Annotated in this window: 19 protein-coding genes; 9 read left to right on the plus strand and 10 right to left on the minus strand. The window is 47.1% G+C overall.

Translation table 11 applies throughout. The annotated features are described in order from the left end of the window. Positions 1-20: 20 nt before the first annotated feature. Together G5S52_RS06035 and G5S52_RS06040 are read left to right on the plus strand one after the other, a co-directional pair. Positions 21-404, plus strand: a complete 384-nt coding sequence (locus G5S52_RS06035) for an MAPEG family protein (protein WP_165012242.1) — start codon at positions 21-23, stop codon at positions 402-404. A gap of 61 nt (positions 405-465) precedes the next feature. Beyond that, positions 466-939 (plus strand): NYN domain-containing protein, encoded by a 474-nt coding sequence (locus G5S52_RS06040; RefSeq protein ID WP_062664579.1) that lies wholly within the window; start codon positions 466-468, stop codon positions 937-939. Here the strand turns inward: G5S52_RS06040 and G5S52_RS06045 are convergent. From G5S52_RS06045 to G5S52_RS06065, 5 genes are all read right to left on the minus strand, one after another. Next, on the minus strand, positions 934-1,437 hold the full coding sequence (locus tag G5S52_RS06045; RefSeq protein ID WP_205743791.1) for a GNAT family N-acetyltransferase: 504 nt from the start codon (positions 1,435-1,437) through the stop codon (positions 934-936). The genes G5S52_RS06040 and G5S52_RS06045 overlap by 6 nt on opposite strands. A gap of 73 nt (positions 1,438-1,510) precedes the next feature. Next, positions 1,511-1,993 carry a hypothetical protein gene (locus tag G5S52_RS06050; RefSeq protein ID WP_165012243.1) on the minus strand — a complete coding sequence of 161 codons (483 nt, stop codon included), beginning with the start codon at positions 1,991-1,993 and terminating at the stop codon, positions 1,511-1,513. A gap of 4 nt (positions 1,994-1,997) precedes the next feature. Continuing rightward, positions 1,998-3,683 (minus strand): LruC domain-containing protein, encoded by a 1,686-nt coding sequence (locus G5S52_RS06055; protein WP_165012244.1) that lies wholly within the window; start codon positions 3,681-3,683, stop codon positions 1,998-2,000. A 196-nt stretch (positions 3,684-3,879) separates the two neighbouring features. Continuing rightward, on the minus strand, positions 3,880-5,223 hold the full coding sequence (locus tag G5S52_RS06060; protein WP_165012245.1) for a TldD/PmbA family protein: 1,344 nt from the start codon (positions 5,221-5,223) through the stop codon (positions 3,880-3,882). Continuing rightward, positions 5,223-6,608, minus strand: coding sequence for a TldD/PmbA family protein (locus tag G5S52_RS06065; RefSeq protein ID WP_165012246.1), 1,386 nt, complete (start codon positions 6,606-6,608; stop codon positions 5,223-5,225). The genes G5S52_RS06060 and G5S52_RS06065 overlap by 1 nt, the downstream gene beginning before the upstream one ends. A gap of 254 nt (positions 6,609-6,862) precedes the next feature. Here G5S52_RS06065 and G5S52_RS06070 point away from each other — a divergent pair, with 254 nt between their 5' ends. Together G5S52_RS06070 and G5S52_RS06075 are read left to right on the plus strand one after the other, a co-directional pair. Then, a complete protein-coding gene (locus tag G5S52_RS06070) occupies positions 6,863-7,849 on the plus strand; it encodes a CobW family GTP-binding protein (protein ID WP_165012247.1) in 987 nt (328 codons plus the stop codon). Positions 7,850-7,900: 51 nt separating this feature from the next. Next, on the plus strand, positions 7,901-8,305 hold the full coding sequence (locus G5S52_RS06075; RefSeq protein WP_235956113.1) for a DUF1801 domain-containing protein: 405 nt from the start codon (positions 7,901-7,903) through the stop codon (positions 8,303-8,305). A 12-nt stretch (positions 8,306-8,317) separates the two neighbouring features. On the opposite strand, the gene G5S52_RS06080 is transcribed toward G5S52_RS06075, so the two are convergent. Further along, positions 8,318-8,599 (minus strand): hypothetical protein, encoded by a 282-nt coding sequence (locus G5S52_RS06080; RefSeq protein ID WP_062664566.1) that lies wholly within the window; start codon positions 8,597-8,599, stop codon positions 8,318-8,320. 563 nt (positions 8,600-9,162) lie between these two features. Here G5S52_RS06080 and G5S52_RS06085 point away from each other — a divergent pair. The 5 genes from G5S52_RS06085 to G5S52_RS24175 all read left to right on the plus strand — a co-directional run bounded on the left by G5S52_RS06085 (position 9,163) and on the right by G5S52_RS24175 (position 13,207). Continuing rightward, positions 9,163-10,503 carry a cytochrome ubiquinol oxidase subunit I gene (locus tag G5S52_RS06085; protein ID WP_165012248.1) on the plus strand — a complete coding sequence of 447 codons (1,341 nt, stop codon included), beginning with the start codon at positions 9,163-9,165 and terminating at the stop codon, positions 10,501-10,503. After that, positions 10,500-11,492: a cytochrome d ubiquinol oxidase subunit II gene (locus tag G5S52_RS06090; RefSeq protein WP_165012249.1), complete on the plus strand. Its 993-nt coding sequence runs from the start codon at positions 10,500-10,502 to the stop codon at positions 11,490-11,492. Before G5S52_RS06085 ends, G5S52_RS06090 begins: the two co-directional genes overlap by 4 nt. A gap of 110 nt (positions 11,493-11,602) precedes the next feature. Beyond that, a complete protein-coding gene (locus G5S52_RS06095) occupies positions 11,603-12,028 on the plus strand; it encodes a GFA family protein (RefSeq protein ID WP_165012250.1) in 426 nt (141 codons plus the stop codon). Between the two features lie 163 nt (positions 12,029-12,191). Continuing rightward, a complete protein-coding gene (locus tag G5S52_RS24170; RefSeq protein WP_165012251.1) occupies positions 12,192-12,737 on the plus strand; it encodes a S1 family peptidase in 546 nt (181 codons plus the stop codon). Next, on the plus strand, positions 12,737-13,207 hold the full coding sequence (locus G5S52_RS24175) for a trypsin-like serine protease (RefSeq protein WP_268895512.1): 471 nt from the start codon (positions 12,737-12,739) through the stop codon (positions 13,205-13,207). The genes G5S52_RS24170 and G5S52_RS24175 overlap by 1 nt, the downstream gene beginning before the upstream one ends. A gap of 50 nt (positions 13,208-13,257) precedes the next feature. On the opposite strand, the gene G5S52_RS06110 is transcribed toward G5S52_RS24175, so the two are convergent. The 4 genes from G5S52_RS06110 to dgcA form a co-directional block, all read right to left on the minus strand. Then, positions 13,258-13,722: a GNAT family N-acetyltransferase gene (locus G5S52_RS06110; RefSeq protein ID WP_165012252.1), complete on the minus strand. Its 465-nt coding sequence runs from the start codon at positions 13,720-13,722 to the stop codon at positions 13,258-13,260. 89 nt (positions 13,723-13,811) lie between these two features. After that, a complete protein-coding gene (locus G5S52_RS06115; protein WP_165012253.1) occupies positions 13,812-14,036 on the minus strand; it encodes a hypothetical protein in 225 nt (74 codons plus the stop codon). 101 nt (positions 14,037-14,137) lie between these two features. Continuing rightward, positions 14,138-15,271, minus strand: a complete 1,134-nt coding sequence (locus G5S52_RS06120; protein WP_165012254.1) for an acyl-CoA desaturase — start codon at positions 15,269-15,271, stop codon at positions 14,138-14,140. 186 nt (positions 15,272-15,457) lie between these two features. Further along, the gene (gene dgcA / locus G5S52_RS06125; RefSeq protein WP_165012255.1) at positions 15,458-16,393 is read right to left on the minus strand and encodes an N-acetyl-D-Glu racemase DgcA; all 936 of its coding nucleotides are present in this window, start codon (positions 16,391-16,393) and stop codon (positions 15,458-15,460) included. Position 16,394: the final 1 nt, after the last annotated feature.

Consider the following 16,394-nt stretch of genomic DNA (forward strand, 5'->3'; position numbering starts at 1 on the left):
GTCATTGGGAAGGGAAACTCATGATCACACCTATCTATGCTGCGCTGCTTTGTTTGGTATTTATTTACTTGGCAATGAGGGTCATTAAATTCCGTAGAGGATATAAAGTGGCCTTGGGTGATGGCGATGAAAAGTTATTGAACAAAGCCATTCGCGCTCACGGCAATTTCGCAGAGTATGTCCCGTTCGCTTTGTTGCTGATGTTGATGGTGGAACTTCAGCTAGATCAGCAAAGCCCGTATCTTCATGTGCTCGGTATCGCCTTACTCCTTGGTCGATTGCTCCACGCCTATGCAGTGAGCCAACCAACTGAGCCTCTGAAATTTCGCGTTTACGGTATGTTGTTGACCTTCACAGTGTTGATAGCGTCAGCACTATGGGCGCTATATCTAGGTATATTCTAAATATTATTACCATGGTGTGTTATTCTGGCTTTGTCCCTCAATAAGCACACCGGAACTTCCTTTGAAGAAAATCGCTGTATTCGCAGATGTACAAAATATCTATTACACCACCCGCCAGGCCTATGGCCGCCAGTTTAACTATCGAAAACTTTGGCAGCAGCTTCAGTACATGGGAGACGTGGTGGTGGCTAACGCCTATGCCATCCGTCGCGACGATGATCAGCAAATAAAGTTTCAGGATGCGCTTCGCCATATCGGTTTTGAAGTGAAGCTCAAACCCTACATTCAACGCAGTGATGGCAGTACCAAAGGAGATTGGGACGTCGGCATTGCGATTGATGTGATGGAAATGGCACCAGAGGTAGATACCATCATCCTGCTTTCCGGCGATGGGGATTTTGACTTGCTAATGAATAAAGTGCGTGAGCGCTACAGTAAAGAAGCGATAGTGTTCGGTGTGCCTATGCTGACTGCTAATTCATTGATAAACAGCGTTGACCAATTTATCCGCATTGAAGAAGATCTGTTGCTATAACTTCAATTTCAAAAGCATGACTTCGGGTTCAGGATGCGCAGCTTTCGCTTTTTGGAACCCGAGGTGCTTGAGTAGTTTCAAACAACGTTTGTTAGTTTCAAGTGTGATGGCTACCACCTCTGTTAATGCCAGTGAATCTTTCGCCATCTCTAATACAGCCATTGCTGCTTCTTTTGCATACCCTTGTCCGTGATATTCTGGGAAAAATCCAAAACCCAAATCGATTCCGTCAAGGTTGTCTCTGTCAATCAATCCGCATACGCCAATAGGTTCATGGTTTTTGAGCTGCACGGCTAATAGGCCCATTAGGGGAACATTGTGCATAGGCAGCAGCGTCGAACGAAGGTAAACAGCAGCGTCTATGGGACTGCGAATATTTTTGTCTCCAATAAACTGAAGAAAACCATCAGTGTTATAGAGTCGGTTGATAAAGCCTGCATCTTTCTCATTAAGGTTTCTGAGCGTTAATCGAGATGTGCTTAGTATGGGTTGTTGCATCGATATTCCCTAAAAAAGAGCCCTTAAAGTAAGGGCTCTTATGATTATAGCTGCTTGAGATAAAACGATTTAGTTAGAATGAGATGACATAAGCACCGCTTGCTTGATTGAGGGTGACAACAAAGGTCTGTTCTGGCTCTGAGCTGCTCATTGGTACCCATCTGGCGTATATTTGTTCCCAATTACCGTTAATCTCGATATCAACCGTCGTGGTCAGATCGGGATATATTGTGGTCAACCTCGACATTGGATCCACATCAACATCACCATTAGCGTGTACGTAATCTGCTTGAGAATAAACATGCAGTGCTCCAGGCGTTGAACCGCTGTAATTCACACTGAGTTGGATAGCGTCACCGATGCAGAATTTAAAAGCGCGCGCCGCGACAATGTCTTCTGTATTAACAAGTGATGTTGTGGGGGAAGAGCTAGACACATCGCTGCTTCCTGAGCCGCCACTCCCCGTGGAGGTATCGCCACCGCCACCTCCGCCACCACAGGCAGTGAGAAACAATGGCAGGGCAATTAGAGTCATACGTTTAAGTATCATGTTCATCTTCTTATTCCTCATCTGCCAATGGGGGAACGACTTTTCCGGATGTCGCTGTGGAATACCAACTGTTATTCGATTCACCGCTGCTGGTGACCCAGTCGGCAAACGTAGTGAAGGCGTGGCTGATGTCGGTATTCTCTGTTGGGTGACTCCATTCGTCCCTGATATTGATAGCCCACGGCATATTGTTACTGGTCAGGAATGATTCTGCGCCACCGGAGTTGTCGTCGTTGGTGTTGAAAAAGGCGTTGTTCATATCGCTGGTGCCGGAAAATTGTTTGAGATGCAACTGCCAACTGATTCCTGGTGGCGTGTCGGTAAAGTCACCGTGATAAATACCGTCGGTGGCAAATATAAATGGATCGTAAGGTGGGTAGCCGACGACAGCACGCGCTACAGGCGTCGTGAGTTCTACGTTAAGTTGGTAGTCCAGTTTGCTCGTTTGCGAATCTAAACACGCGGTTTGAGTCCGGTAGAATGGACAACCTTCAGAAAGTGCACCGAGATTCTCCACGTCCTCTCTGACGTTCTCCGAAATGATAAGAACAGTTTCACCCGGATTAGCTTGTTGCACTGTGTGGGAAACAGCTTGACCATTACGTGTTAAGGAAACTGAAGCAATATTTGAAGGGTCAACGTTTGGCAAATGAAGGGCAAAGCCATTTGAATAACCTGCTCCCATTGCTTGTAGGGTGTAATCCGCTGAGAAGCTTTTCAGTTCACGTTGGCCATTCAGTGTTTCTGTAATTCTGTAGCGCATGACGACATCGTTAAAGTCGTAATCGCCCTTGATTGGCCAATTATCTTCGAAGGCGACAGTCGCATAACCATTTGAGCTTGGATACACAGAAGTGATCGTGATGTCTGGGTCATTGTTTTGTGTCAGAACTTCATATTTTGAATCGGTAGAACCATCTGGGTTAACCCCATCGATTGCCTGGAATGGCGTTATTTCGACTGTAAAAATGAGGTCGTTGAAATCATTATCGCCTTGAGGACGCTTAATATCTTCAAACGCCAACACGAGGAAGTCATTTTGCGTGTCGATAAAGGCAACGTTATGTCTGCGCCAATCAGATGTTGTTTCAGGGTTCAGGTCTGGGTAGCTGTAAAACGGTGTTCCCCATTTGCCTAGATAAGGAACACTGTTGTAACCCCAGCCCCAACCCCAGGCATTGGATAGAATAAAGAATCCCAGAGTTTGACCCGCGGTAAGCTGCACGCTCAGATCGATCGTATCGCCTTCCAAAAGCTCACCCTGATTGGGTTTGGAGGCGTTTGGAAAGATAATCATATGTGTGTCGACATCATCTATCGAGGCTGGAGGGTTTGCAGTGTCGTAGACAAAATAGCCAAGTACGTTCCGGTAACCGGCGCCTTCATTAAGAAAAGTGACCCGCGCCGTAGCGTATGCAGCACCGCCCAACTCATCATCGATATCGATACTGGAATATTTGCCGCTGTCGATAAAGTCAGGATTAACGACAGTACCTTCAGGGAGCATGGAATACACGTTATCTAATGTATCTTGCGGAAGTTGGTCAGCTATCGAGTAAACATCATTTGGTTTACCCAGTGCAGAGTAGTTGCTTGAATCGGCACCTGATTCAAAAACCAAATCTTCTGCGGTCAATGCATACGTGCAAGTGCTGAATATGCACCCTCCGGTGATGAGCATTTTTCTCAACAACATACCTAGCCTCCAAAGTGAAATCTTAAGAGGACTCAGCAAAAATAATGCCTGAATTTTTTGTGTTTAAAATTAATAATTTAGATGTTTTTAATGGGGAGGTATGAAAGGATGCATCAATTTGAGAATAGTGATGATTGTCGATATGAGAAAAATGCCCCGATAAACGGGGCATTTTCAATCTAACTGATTGAGAGTATTACTTTCCGGCAATACTCAGTCGCGCAAAGCGAATCAATGGAGAGTAGAACTGTCCTGCGTAGTTTGGCACGACAGTGTTTCCTACTGCTTCAATTTCTTTGATCATGGTGTAGAAGTTGCCCGCGACTGTGATGCCTCGTACCGGTTGGATTCGCTTACCATCTCGGCAAAGGAATCCGCTTGCTCCAAACGAGAAATCACCACTGATAGCATCTGCACCAGAGTGAACGCCTTGGAGGTCAACCAGCTCAAGGTATTCACCTGCGGTGACTTCGGCTTCACTGCTGGTGCCAGTACCAATCACGTCGTGGCGAGAACTGACGCTCAAGGTGCCTTTTGGCGAGCGACCTGCATTCGCGGTGTGCGCAACGCCGAAATGTGCGGCAGTGGCTGAGTTATGCAGCAGACCAACCAGCTCACCGTTTTCTATCAGCGGCGTGTCACCTGTTGCAAAGCCTTCACCATCGAATGACTTGATGGCATGGCCGCCAGGCATGTAAGCCACATCCCTGAAACTCAACAGCGGACTTGCGACTTGCTGTCCAATTTTATCGCGCCACGGATTGATACCACGTTTTGCCGATTCACCGGAGAACACACTACCAAAAGCACCCAGCACCTCATTCAGGCTGTCTTGCTCGAAAATGACCGAGTATTGGCCAGTCGCAATCGGCGTGCCTTCCAACAGGGCTTCAGCCATATCGTAGGCATCGTTGATGACCTTTTCTGGTGTCAGGCCATCAAAGGTGCGGGCGACAGACGCAGCAACGTGCATCGCTTGCTTGTCGTTGTGGTCAATCAACGCGGCGGTATAACAGCTCAGTGAGCGTGATTGGTGGAAACAGCGGGTGCCGAGGGTGTTGCCCAGCAGGGTAATACCACTGCTTTCACTGTAACCATTGTAAGGCGCGCCTTTTGCCAATGGTTTTTCACGGATTTTTCCTTCAAGCGACAAAGCCAACTCGATCTTCTGCTCGGGCGTTGCATCGTCCTGCTGATAGATTTCCGGATAATCCGTGCTGATGTTTAGACCTTCTGCGCGAATTTTCTGGAGCGGATCTTTCTTGGTGAAGCTGGCATTGGTCAGCGCCTGATCGACCATTTGCGACAGGTTTTCTGGCTCAAGGGATTCGGAGTAGCTGATAGCGACATGTTCGTCTTTAATTACTCGAACACCGATGACCTGACTTGCGGTGACTTTGTATTCTGACAGTTCGCCTTGGTCGGCCTTCAGGCTAAAGCTTTCGTTGCTGGATGCAATCACATCAGCTTGTGCACCGCTTTTCTGTGCCAGTTCAAGCACCTGCTCGATGGCGTTTTCTAATGTTTTTTGCTCGCTCATTAGTTACCGCCTCCTACCAGAATGTTGTCCACTTTAAGCGCGGGTTGTCCAACCGTCGTCGGAACTGAGCCACTCACAGAGCCACACATGCCGGCAGCAAGTGCAAAGTCTTTACCCACCATGCTGATTTCTTTCAGTACTTTAGGGCCGGTACTGATCAGGGTTGCGGATTTCAGCGGCTTGGTTACTTTGCCATCTTCAATCAGATAGGCTTCCTGAACCGCAAAGTTAAATTCGCCGGTTCCTGGCTGAACGGAACCACCACCCATTTTCTTCGCATAGATACCGCGCTCTACGCCGCTGATCATGTCATCAAATGACGCATCACCCGGTTCGATAAAGGTGTTACGCATGCGGGAAGTAGGGGCATATTTGTAGGATTCACGACGACCAGAGCCCGTGCGTTCAAACCCAGTTTTCAGGCTGCCCATATGGTCGACCATAAAGCTCGTCAGTTTACCGTCTTTAATCAGTTGAGTGTGTTGGGTCTCCATGCCTTCATCATCAATGTTGATAGAGCCCCATTCATTTTTCATCAAACCATCATCAACGGCGCTAACCGCCGGGTGAGCGATCATCTCGCCCATTTTGTCGTGGAAAACTGACGCTTTCTTAGCGACAGATGTTGTTTCCAACAGGTGGCCACAAGCTTCATGGAAAATCACGCCGCCAAAACCGTTACCAATCACGACCGGCATTTCACCAGAAGGACAGGCGTCCGCGCCAAGTTTAATCAGCGCCTGTTTGGCAGCCATTTCACCTAACTCTTCTGGGTCAATTTGAGAACTAAATTCCCAGCCAGAGAGCATTCCCGGTGCTTCATATCCGGTAGATTGTTCGTTGCCATGAGTAGCAACGACCGAAGATGCGATTCGGATGTAGTGGCGGGTGTCCTGAACGTGCAGTCCAGTGGAGTTGAAGATTTCGATCTGCTGTTCACGTTGGGCGATACGACCAATGATTTGAGAAATTTTATCGCTTTGAGCGCGCGCTTTGGCATCAACACGCTTAAGGAAAGCAATTTTCTCTTCAACATGGTTGTTTGCTGAGAAAGGCATGCTCACCGGATGACGATCGTCGCGCTGCATAAAGTTCAATGCACCAGCTTGTGCGATTTGGTCACGTTTGTCTTTTGCACAGAGGAGTGAGGTGACTTGCTTGAGCTTTTCTTCATCTTGACTGTTTGTGTAGCCGTAAAGCACTTTATGGCCAAAGAAAAGGCGGATGCCGATACCAAAATCGATACCTGAATTTACTTTGTCGACTTCGCCTGAAAGTAACTCTACGCTCCCTGAATGGTGTCGCTCAACGAACAACTCCGCAAAATCCGCACCCAAAAACAGGGCGTGGTCAATCACTGCTTTGGCAGTGCTGGTATTTAACATTCCTTCCTCCTACATAGAGTCAGTTTTCTTATCTGTTACTTTGAGATTAACAGCTAGCAATCAGAGCACCAATCGTGTGTGCCTTTTAGTGATATAGGTAGAGACTGTTTGATTAAAAATTATGCAAAACATTTACATAATGTAAGTGAATACACTGTATTCATGGCAGCAATAAGGAATTTGCACTTTCGGATCTCTGCCGGATTGATACACTGCTCAGCCTGACAATGATCAGCGTACTGATAGGAATCTCCATGGCCGATAAGCTAACCAAAAAAGTCCCGACCAATATCATCACTGGTTTCCTCGGTGTAGGTAAGACAACTGCCATTCTCAATCTGCTCAAACAAAAACCAGAAAATGAAAACTGGGCTGTGCTCGTGAATGAGTTTGGTGAAGTGGGCGTTGATGGTGCCTTTCTAAGTGAGCAGGGCGCGATGGTGAAAGAAGTTCCAGGCGGTTGCATGTGCTGTGTGGCGGGATTACCCATGGCTATTGGCATCAATGCGTTGCTCGCTCAAAATCCTGATCGTTTGCTGATTGAACCGACCGGTTTGGGACACCCTAAAGACATTATCGGTAAGCTGCTTTCAGAGCACTACGAAAATTATATCGAGCTGAATGCGACGATTACTTTGGTTGATCCGCGTAACTTCGCAGATGTTCGTTACACCGAGAACCAGAACTTCCGCGACCAGTTGGCGTTAGCGGATGTCGTGGTGGCGAACAAAGCTGACCTCAGTTCACCAGCCGACATTGAAGCGTTCGATGACTACGTCAAAAGCGCTGAAATCGCGAAGTTAGCATCAGGGTATGTTGAACAAGGACAACTCAACCCTGAATGGTTAGCCTTGCCACGCGTTGACCGTAATGCGCAGTTTGGACACCATCACTCACACGATGATGATGAAATGCCTCCGTTTGAGCTGGAGCCAGGTGAAAAATACCGTCGTAAAGAAAATAAAGGGCAGGGCTATGTCAGCTGCGGCTGGGTGTTCGAACCAAACACAGTTTTTCCTTTCGATTCACTCTACGGCCTGTTTGCGAACTTGAATGCGGAACGCGTAAAAGCCGTGATGAACACCGATGATGGTATGTTTGCGTTCAACGTGGTAAACCAGATGGTGACGGTGAGCCCAATCAGTTTGCAAGGCGTTGAGTCCCGTGTCGAAGTCATCGACAAAGAGCAGCTACCTTGGGACGAGCTTGAAGACATCCTGCTGTCGTTCATCACAGAATAATTGTCACGCCCGGCTAAATGCCGGGCGTTTTCATGGGAAAAGGAATTCAGCATGATGACGGAAGAGGTAAAGACAAAGTTTGAAAGTTACCCAGAGCCAGTACAATCAAGATTGCTACAACTTAGGGAACTGATTTTCGTAGTCGCAGCTGAAAGCGGTGTTAGTGTCGACGAGAGTCTGAAATGGGGTGAACCCAGTTATGCTGTAAAAGGCGGAACGCCACTGCGGTTCGATTGGAAGGCCAAAGCACCAGAATCGGTCTCCATTTACTTTCATTGTCAGAGTCTAATGGTCGATACGCTGCGAGAAGTGATGCCAGAGGCATTCAGTTATTCTGGAAACCGCGAACTCTCGTTCCCATTAAATCAACCTTTTCCAGATATAGCTTTAAGGGTTTGCATTGAAGCGGCGTTTACTTATCAATCGAGAAGAAAACAGCCGCTTCTTGGCCTTTAGCGCAGAGCTCTATCAAGCCGCAATAATGTTGTTACGGACCAAACCGCGGCGGACGCTGGTACACATTTTTCCAAAACGGCGAATTTCGTCGAATTGCGGTGTAATGCCGCGAGACATTGCTGATTCCCAATAACTCAGTTCTGAGTCCACCATTTCCAACAGCTTCTTCGGACAACCAATACAGTTACCTTCTGGGCCGCACACAAAAGTGTCGGATTCGTAGAGAGGAAGCTCCTGCTTCACCTGCTCAATAATCTGTTTCATTGCATCCATGCGAGTCGGTTTTTTTGCCATTTTTAAGACTCGCTTGGGCCTGTTGACCTTTGGTGGTTAAATTTTGTTCTAGCTATAAGCGTTTTAGGCGCGGCGAGGTGTGTGCCGCCTAGTCATTCTAAGCAAATACACCTTAACAAAGCATAAAACGCTTAGAGCAGAACCCTTCGGGCAGCGTTTGTGGGGAGTTTCTGCTGCGTTATCGGCTTCTTATGTAGGCTAGCTACACGTCCAAGCCTCTGCCTTGCATAAAATCCCCACAAACTGCTGCAAAAATCATCACCAAAGGTCAACAGGCCCTAATAAAGGGAGCGAAATCTTACGCCTCCCTGAAATCGCTGTCCAGCAGCACATAAATCACGGGTATGTAATTGGCTTGTTGTGCTGGTGTTAACCCTTAATATTTCTAAACAATTCGACGTAGATCCTCACTGAATCCTTCTTTCGTACTCTAAATAAAAATTGATATAGATCAATTATCAACAGCCCCTAGGGCGCAGGCATCACACCAAGCATCTCACTTCTTCTGTTTGAACGTGTTTTCAAAATCCATTTTTCGAGTTGTTTATGATTGAGGTACAACGATGTTAGAAACCCTTATGCTCTCGCGAATACAATTCGCTGCGAACATCAGTTTTCATATTCTCTTCCCGACCATCACCATTGCACTTGGCTGGATGCTGGTGTTTTTCAAACTCCGCTTTAACCGAACTCAGGATTCGGCTTGGCTGGATCTTTATTACTTCTGGGTCAAAGTATTCGCTCTGACTTTCGCGCTTGGTGTGGTTTCCGGCATCACAATGAGCTTTCAGTTTGGGACAAACTGGCCGGGCTTTATGGAGCAAGTCGGCAATGTGGCTGGGCCGTTACTCGGTTATGAGGTAATGACTGCCTTCTTTATGGAAGCGACTTTCCTCGGCGTCATGTTGTTCGGGCGTAACCGCGTTGCCGAATGGGTACATACGCTGGCGACTTTCCTGGTGGCCATCGGAACAACGTTGTCGGCCTTCTGGATTTTGGTACTCAACAGTTGGATGCACACACCAGCGGGCTATGAGTTGATTGACGGTATTGTTCACGTCACCAGCTGGAAGGAAGTGATATTCAATCCGTCTATGCCATATCGCCTCGCACACACCTTGTTGGCTTCGGGTTTGACGGCAAGCTTTTTGATAGCCGGCATTAGCGCCTACCAGTACCTGAAAAAACCAGACCACAAACCTGCACAAAACGGCTTAAAAGTTGCCGTATTGGCAGCCGCAGGGCTTATCCCAATTCAGATTTTCGTGGGCGATTTACATGGCTTAAATACGCTCGAGCATCAGCCGGAAAAAATTGCAGCAATGGAAGGCGTTTGGGAAACACAGAACGGCGCGCCTTTACTTTTGTTTGCTGTGCCTAATGAAGAAACCCGTTCCAACGACTTAGAAGTTGGGATTCCGAAGTTGGCGAGCCTGATTCTGACTCATGACCTCAATGGTGAATTGGTGGGATTGAATGATTTTGAGGACCATCCCCCAGTGTCTCCGCTGTTTTATGGTTTCAGGATCATGGTTGGTGTTGGCGTAATGATGTTACTGGTGGCGGGTTATGGCGCATTCAAAATATTGAAGAAGCGCGAACTTCCGAAACCCTATCTTTACACGCTAGTCGCAATGACTTTCTCAGGTTGGGTTGCCACCCTGGCAGGTTGGTATGTGACTGAGATTGGCCGTCAACCTTGGCTGGTCAATGGCGTGCTTCGCACTTCGGATGCCGTTACAACGGTTTCTAGCGGTAATGTCATGTTATCACTGTTGATGTATTTGGTTGTTTATGCCGTCTTACTCGTTGCCTATATTCGCACGCTTTTCTATCTCGCAAGGAAAGGATTGGACGCTGAATCAACTGAGCTAAATAAAAACCTTAAGGAGGCCTGCGCATGATGGACTATTTACCGGAAATTTATCTGCTGCTCCTTGGATTCTCCGCGTTCATGTATGCGATTTTAGATGGCTATGATCTTGGTGTGGGGATGTTGCTGCCTTCAAACAATGAAGCGCACCGTGACCGGATGATTGCGTCCATTGGCCCTTTCTGGGATGCAAACGAAACCTGGCTGGTATTGGCGGTTGGCATTTTGCTGATTGCCTTCCCAACCGCTCACAGTTTGATTCTGACCGAGCTCTATTTGCCTACAGCGTTTATGCTGATTGCGCTGATCATGCGCGGGGTAGCGTTTGACTTCCGCGCCAAGGCAAAGGCTGACAGAAAAGACAGCTGGGATCTCTGCTTTAAAGCGGGCTCATTGATCGCTTCGCTTTCCCAAGGCTATATGATGGGCCGCTATATCATGGGCTTTGAGGAATCTGCCTCAGCTTACGGATTTGCGGTATTAAGTGCGCTCTGTGTGACCGCAGCCTATGTTTATATTGGCGGTGCTTGGCTGGTACTGAAAACGGAAGGTGAATTGCAGATCAGGGCAGCCAAATGGTCTCGACGTGCAGGTTGGTTGGCGGCATTGGGTATTGCAGCGGTCAGTATCGTCAATCCGCTAGTAAACGAACAAGTCGCCGAGCGTTGGTTCAGCTTCCCTGAAATGCTGCTTTTGGCGCCAGTGCCATTGGTGGTGATGTCGATTATTTTCCTGGTCGACCGTTATTTGCGTCAGGTACCCGTAAAAGATGATTTGGGTGCAAGGTGGCCTTTCTTCGGCGTCAGCTTGATCTTTGCGCTGAGCTTTCTTGGGCTGGCTTACAGCTTCTTCCCGGATGTCGTGCCAGGAATCATGACTGCGAGTGAAGCAGCGAGTGCGCCTGCAACCCTTCTGATAGTGGGTGTCGGTGCAGCCATCGTGATGCCAATGATCCTGCTTTATACCTTTATGATTTATCGAATCTTTAAAGGAAAAGCGACAGAGTTAAGTTATCTGTAAAAAGTTACCTATGAAAATGCAAAATGGGCACCCGGCGTGGTGCCCATTTTCATTGTCAATTCAGTTGGGGCTGGGGTAGGGTGATAATTCACCAGTAAAAGGAGTTTACGATGTCAAAACCTGCCAGCTACAAAGGCGAGTGCTTGTGCGGTCAAATTCAATATGAGGTTGACCACATCGAACTGAAAATGGGGCATTGCCATTGTTCAATGTGTCGAAAATTTCATGGTGCCGCATTCGCTACTTTTGGTGAAGCCAAAGCGGAGAATTTCCGATTCACGAAAGGCAAAGACAAATTGAAAGTCTATGCGGCGGAAAATGGCACCAAAAGAACCTTCTGTGAAAACTGCGGATCCAGCTTGCTGTTTGAGGCTTCTAACTGTGACGGTAGGTTAGTTGAGTTTACGTTGGGCACGCTGGAAAGTGATATTCCACTCAAACCTGATGCGCATATTTTCAAGAAATTTAAAGCGCAATGGTATGACATTACCGATGAATTGCCGCAGTTTGATGAAGGGCGACAAAGCAACCCTTAGCCATCAATTTAGTGTGCAAGTACAATTTATTGGTTGTTTTTGGCTGCAAAAATGGACAATTAGTGAGAGTTGAGCCGAGAAGTAACTGAGTAAATAAAGCTATCTGTATGGCCGCAGGATATCGTCTATCCGTTGATTGAACGGATTATTTTGAGGTGTTGCTATGAAGGGCCAAAAAGGTAGAGCCTTACTTCTCTCGGTTGTGGGTATGTTATCTGCTTTTACTATCAGTGCTGACGAGCCCTCTCCTTCACCTGCAATAGTAAATGGCTCCTACGCTGAAATAGCCAATGTTCCCTGGCAAGTAGCGCTTACTATCGACGGATACCAAATTTGTGGCGGAATTATTATTGGAGAAAAGCATGTTCTGACAGCGGCACATTGTGTTGTTGATACCAGTGCCAACGAATTAAAGGTCGTGACATCCCATGAAGACATGCAGTACATAGATGAAGACAAGATACTCTCAGTCTCCCAAATTGATGTCCATCCTTCATATAACGATTACTATCTGACTTCTGACATTGCTTTGCTGCATCTGACGACAGCTGTTCCTGGAACAGCCTCTCCAATTGCTATTCTACCGCCGGAAAAACAACTGGAGTTAGATGCTGAATTTGCCGTAGCTGAAACTCGAAATCTTTTTGTTTCTGGTGGGGGCAGACGGGTACTAATTCTTACGCAAGCAGATTCTTACAATTCACTGTGATGGATGGTGTCGATGACTCTACCTGTTTCGGCTATGACCACAACGGTGTTTATTCCTCTTTCATCTGCGCTAACAGTTCTGAACCAACGGGCATCTGTTATGGAGACTCAGGTGGTCCACTCATTTGGCAAGACCCTTTATCAACCAATGATAGTGACAAGGGCTATGTGGCTGTAGGTGTCGTCAGCTTCACTTCGGTGGAAGGCTGTGGAACAGTTAACAATGAAGATGGATTCACTCAGATTGCTAGCTACTACGGTTGGATTTCAGCTCAAATGGGAGGCTATCAAAAGCCCGATGTAACCTTTGAGATGGACTTGTTCAATCTAAGAACAGACTACGAGCCAGACAGAACCATTCCTTTAGTCGAGAGCACTAGCGGTGGTGGCGGTTCATTGCCTCTTTGGTTACTGACGCTAATGCTGCCAGTCATTTTGATAAGGGCGTCGCGCAACAAAACAATCAGTTAAAGAAAATAAAGCCGGAGAGTTGAAGAAACTCTCCGGCTTTTTCGTGAGCGTTAGAGAGATAGACACATAGTGTGGGAAAGCTTCTCAAATCCGATATGTTCATAGAAACCAACGGCATTCTCATTGAATGACATCACTTCCAAACGTACTTCTACAGCACCATTCTCTTCCGCCCACTTTTTACAAGCATCGATAAGTGCACGCCCAACACCTTTGGTTTGAATATTCTGGTTAACCACAATGGTGTTCAGGCGGCAAATGAGAGCGTTAGTGAGGAATGGAACGGTCTCATTTTTATCCAGCCTTGCCATGGTATATCCAACGATTTGGCCTTCAGATTCGGCCACGGCAAACCACCAGGCTTCATCTTGGATTTTGGAAAGCAAAAAACGCTTGTCTTCCTGTGAGGGAGGGTTAAAGGCATTCGGAGCGTTATCGAAGTGTTGTTGGGCAATTTGTTTATAGATATCGAATATCTCTTCGATATCGAGTGGTGTTGCTTGTCGGATTTCCAAGTTATTGACCTTTAGGTTCTATACGTTCCATCAGAAAGTTTTTGATAAAAGCAGCTCGGCGTCTCGTGTGCGATAAACACGGCGTTGAATCATGATGAAGTGTTTCTATGAGCTGAGATTTTAAAGTATGCCAAGCTAAGCACAATAAAGAACCCAACAAATACACCTGAGTCGATGAGTAGTTTCCCTAGGTTGAATGCTTCGCTGAAAATATCGTAGCTAAATCCAAACTGGCTGAGTACCATCTCGGCGAGTAGATTCGAAGCAACTCCGATGATGATAAACCACCAAACTGGAAGGCGACCAACGTTCATACGATTCCTTGTGAGTTTCGAGCGAATTGAAGAGGTTATCGTTTCAAAAAAGAAAAGGGCAGATTTCTCTGCCCTTTTGCGTAGATGGTCTCATTGGCCAGTTAGGCATAGGAAGCAGTGAGAGTCACCCAATTACGCTTCTGCTTCTGAAAGTCTGCCTTCAAGATCTGCAATTGCTGCACCAGAATGGCTCGCTCGTACTTCTTCAGCAGGTTCTGCTTCTTCAGGTCAAGCAGTCGCTTCTTCGCTTCATAGTATTCACTCATGCGAGATACCAAGGCCTCATATTCTTGCTCAACAATCTGCAGGCGATGTGTCGCATTTGGCGTAAGGCTCAAACGCGCTTGAATATTTTTCAGCATCATTCTTGCCTTTGCCTTCTCGATGCGATCTGGTGGCGTGATACGAAGCTTTTTCGTCAACCCAAGCCAGCTGCTTGATTTAATCAGCCACTTTGTTGGATCAAACTGCCACCAGTAGATGCCATTGCGGTAATCATTTTCAAAGATGTGGTGGAAATTATGGTAGCCCTCACCGAAAGTCAGGAATGCCAGAATACCGTTGTCACGCGCTGTGTTTTTCTCTGTGTAAGGTTGTTTACCCCAGATATGGGCCAGTGAATTAATAAAGAAAGTGCAGTGATGGTTAAGTACCAGACGTGTGAAACCAATCAGGATAATGGCACCCCATAAGTCACCGTGAAGGAGGCCGAAAGCGATCGGAATACCGAAGTTAGTCGCGATGACCAATGGCAGGTAGTACTTGTGCTGCCACATGACGATTTTGTCTTTCTGGAGATCACGGCAGTTACTGTAGTCAGAATAACGGTGTTTTTGATACTCACGCAGCATCCATCCGATGTGTGAGTACCAGAAACCGCGTTTAGCGGAGTAGGGGTCGGTATCGTTGTCATCAACATGACGGTGGTGTACGCGGTGGTCGGAAGACCAGTGAAGGATGCTGTTTTGAACAGCATAAGCGCCGCCAAGAGCAAAAATGAATTTCAGAATAGGGTGAGCTTCGTAGGTTTTATGAGACCAGAGCCTGTGGTAACCCGCGGTGATAGACATACCGCTAAAGGTGAAAGCGACAAGGAGCATCGCGATTTGGGCCCAATCGAAGCCATGGTAATAGGCCCAAAGTGGCGTACCAATCATGGCGACCGCAAAAGTGACGACAAATACCGAGACGTTCAGCCAAATGATCGGTGGTTTATTAGTGTTATTTGATTCCATGTTTAATACCGCGAATTTCCAGCGTACACATGTACGCTAGAATAGTGGGCACTATCTAGGCGGTCAAGATGGCCATTAACAATTTGTCTCAATTTCGCCCACTAATTACGTGACTCGATTCAAACCCACAAAAAAGGGTGAAACACTATGAAAGTGTTTCACCCTCTCTGTGAGGCGGGAATATGACTACAGAACAATATGTCCGTTCTGATAATGTAAACCGCCCTGAATGTCGTCACTAATAAGGAATGCACCATCTAAATCTACAAGCACTGCCGTTGCCGCAACAGGTAATGCAGCGCGCATCGCAATGGAACTGCCAAGCATGCATCCCACCATCACTTGCATGCCTTTTGCTCTTGCGGCTTGTTCCAATTCAAACGCTGCCGTTAAACCGCCGGTTTTGTCCAGTTTGATATTCACCATCTGGTATTTGCCAACGAGGCTCTCGACATCATCTGCGGTGTGGCAGCTTTCATCTGCGCATAAAGGAATGGAGCTGTTTATCTGACGTAACGCTTCGTCTTCCGCAGCTGGTAAGGGCTGTTCAACCATGGCGATATTCAGCGGTGAGATTTGCTGAATCGTCGCTTCGATATCCAGATTCCCCCAGGCTTCATTGGCATCGACAATCAATAGGGTATCTGGTGCTGCAGCACGAACAGCCGAGAGTCTTTCAAACACTTCGTCGCCATTGAGCTTGACCTTAATTAGTGTAGCGCCTTGCTCCACATAGGCCTTGGCTTCATCCGCCATTTCCTGCGGTGTTGCTATCGATACCGTCATCGCAGTTTGAATACGCGCGGGTAATGAAAAGCCATCAGGGAAGTTTTCTGATTCCAGATCCCATAGCGCGCAATCCAGTGCGTTACGGGCAGCACCGGCGGGTAAAAGCGTCTTCAATTGTGAACGATCAAAGGCTTTTCCTTTTACCGAATCAATTTGCGCTAACACGCTATCGAAAGATTCCCCGTAACGTCCGGTAGGCGAACATTCCCCAAGCCCTTTTTTGCCGTCTTTCTCGATAGTTACCTGAACCACTTCCGCTTGGGTACGGCTACCACGAGAAATCGTAAAAGGGCGTTTAAGTGTGTATGTGACTATCTGCGCGCTAATTTGCATC

This window comes from Grimontia sedimenti (assembly GCF_011045095.1).
Lineage (GTDB): Bacteria > Pseudomonadota > Gammaproteobacteria > Enterobacterales > Vibrionaceae > Enterovibrio > Enterovibrio sedimenti.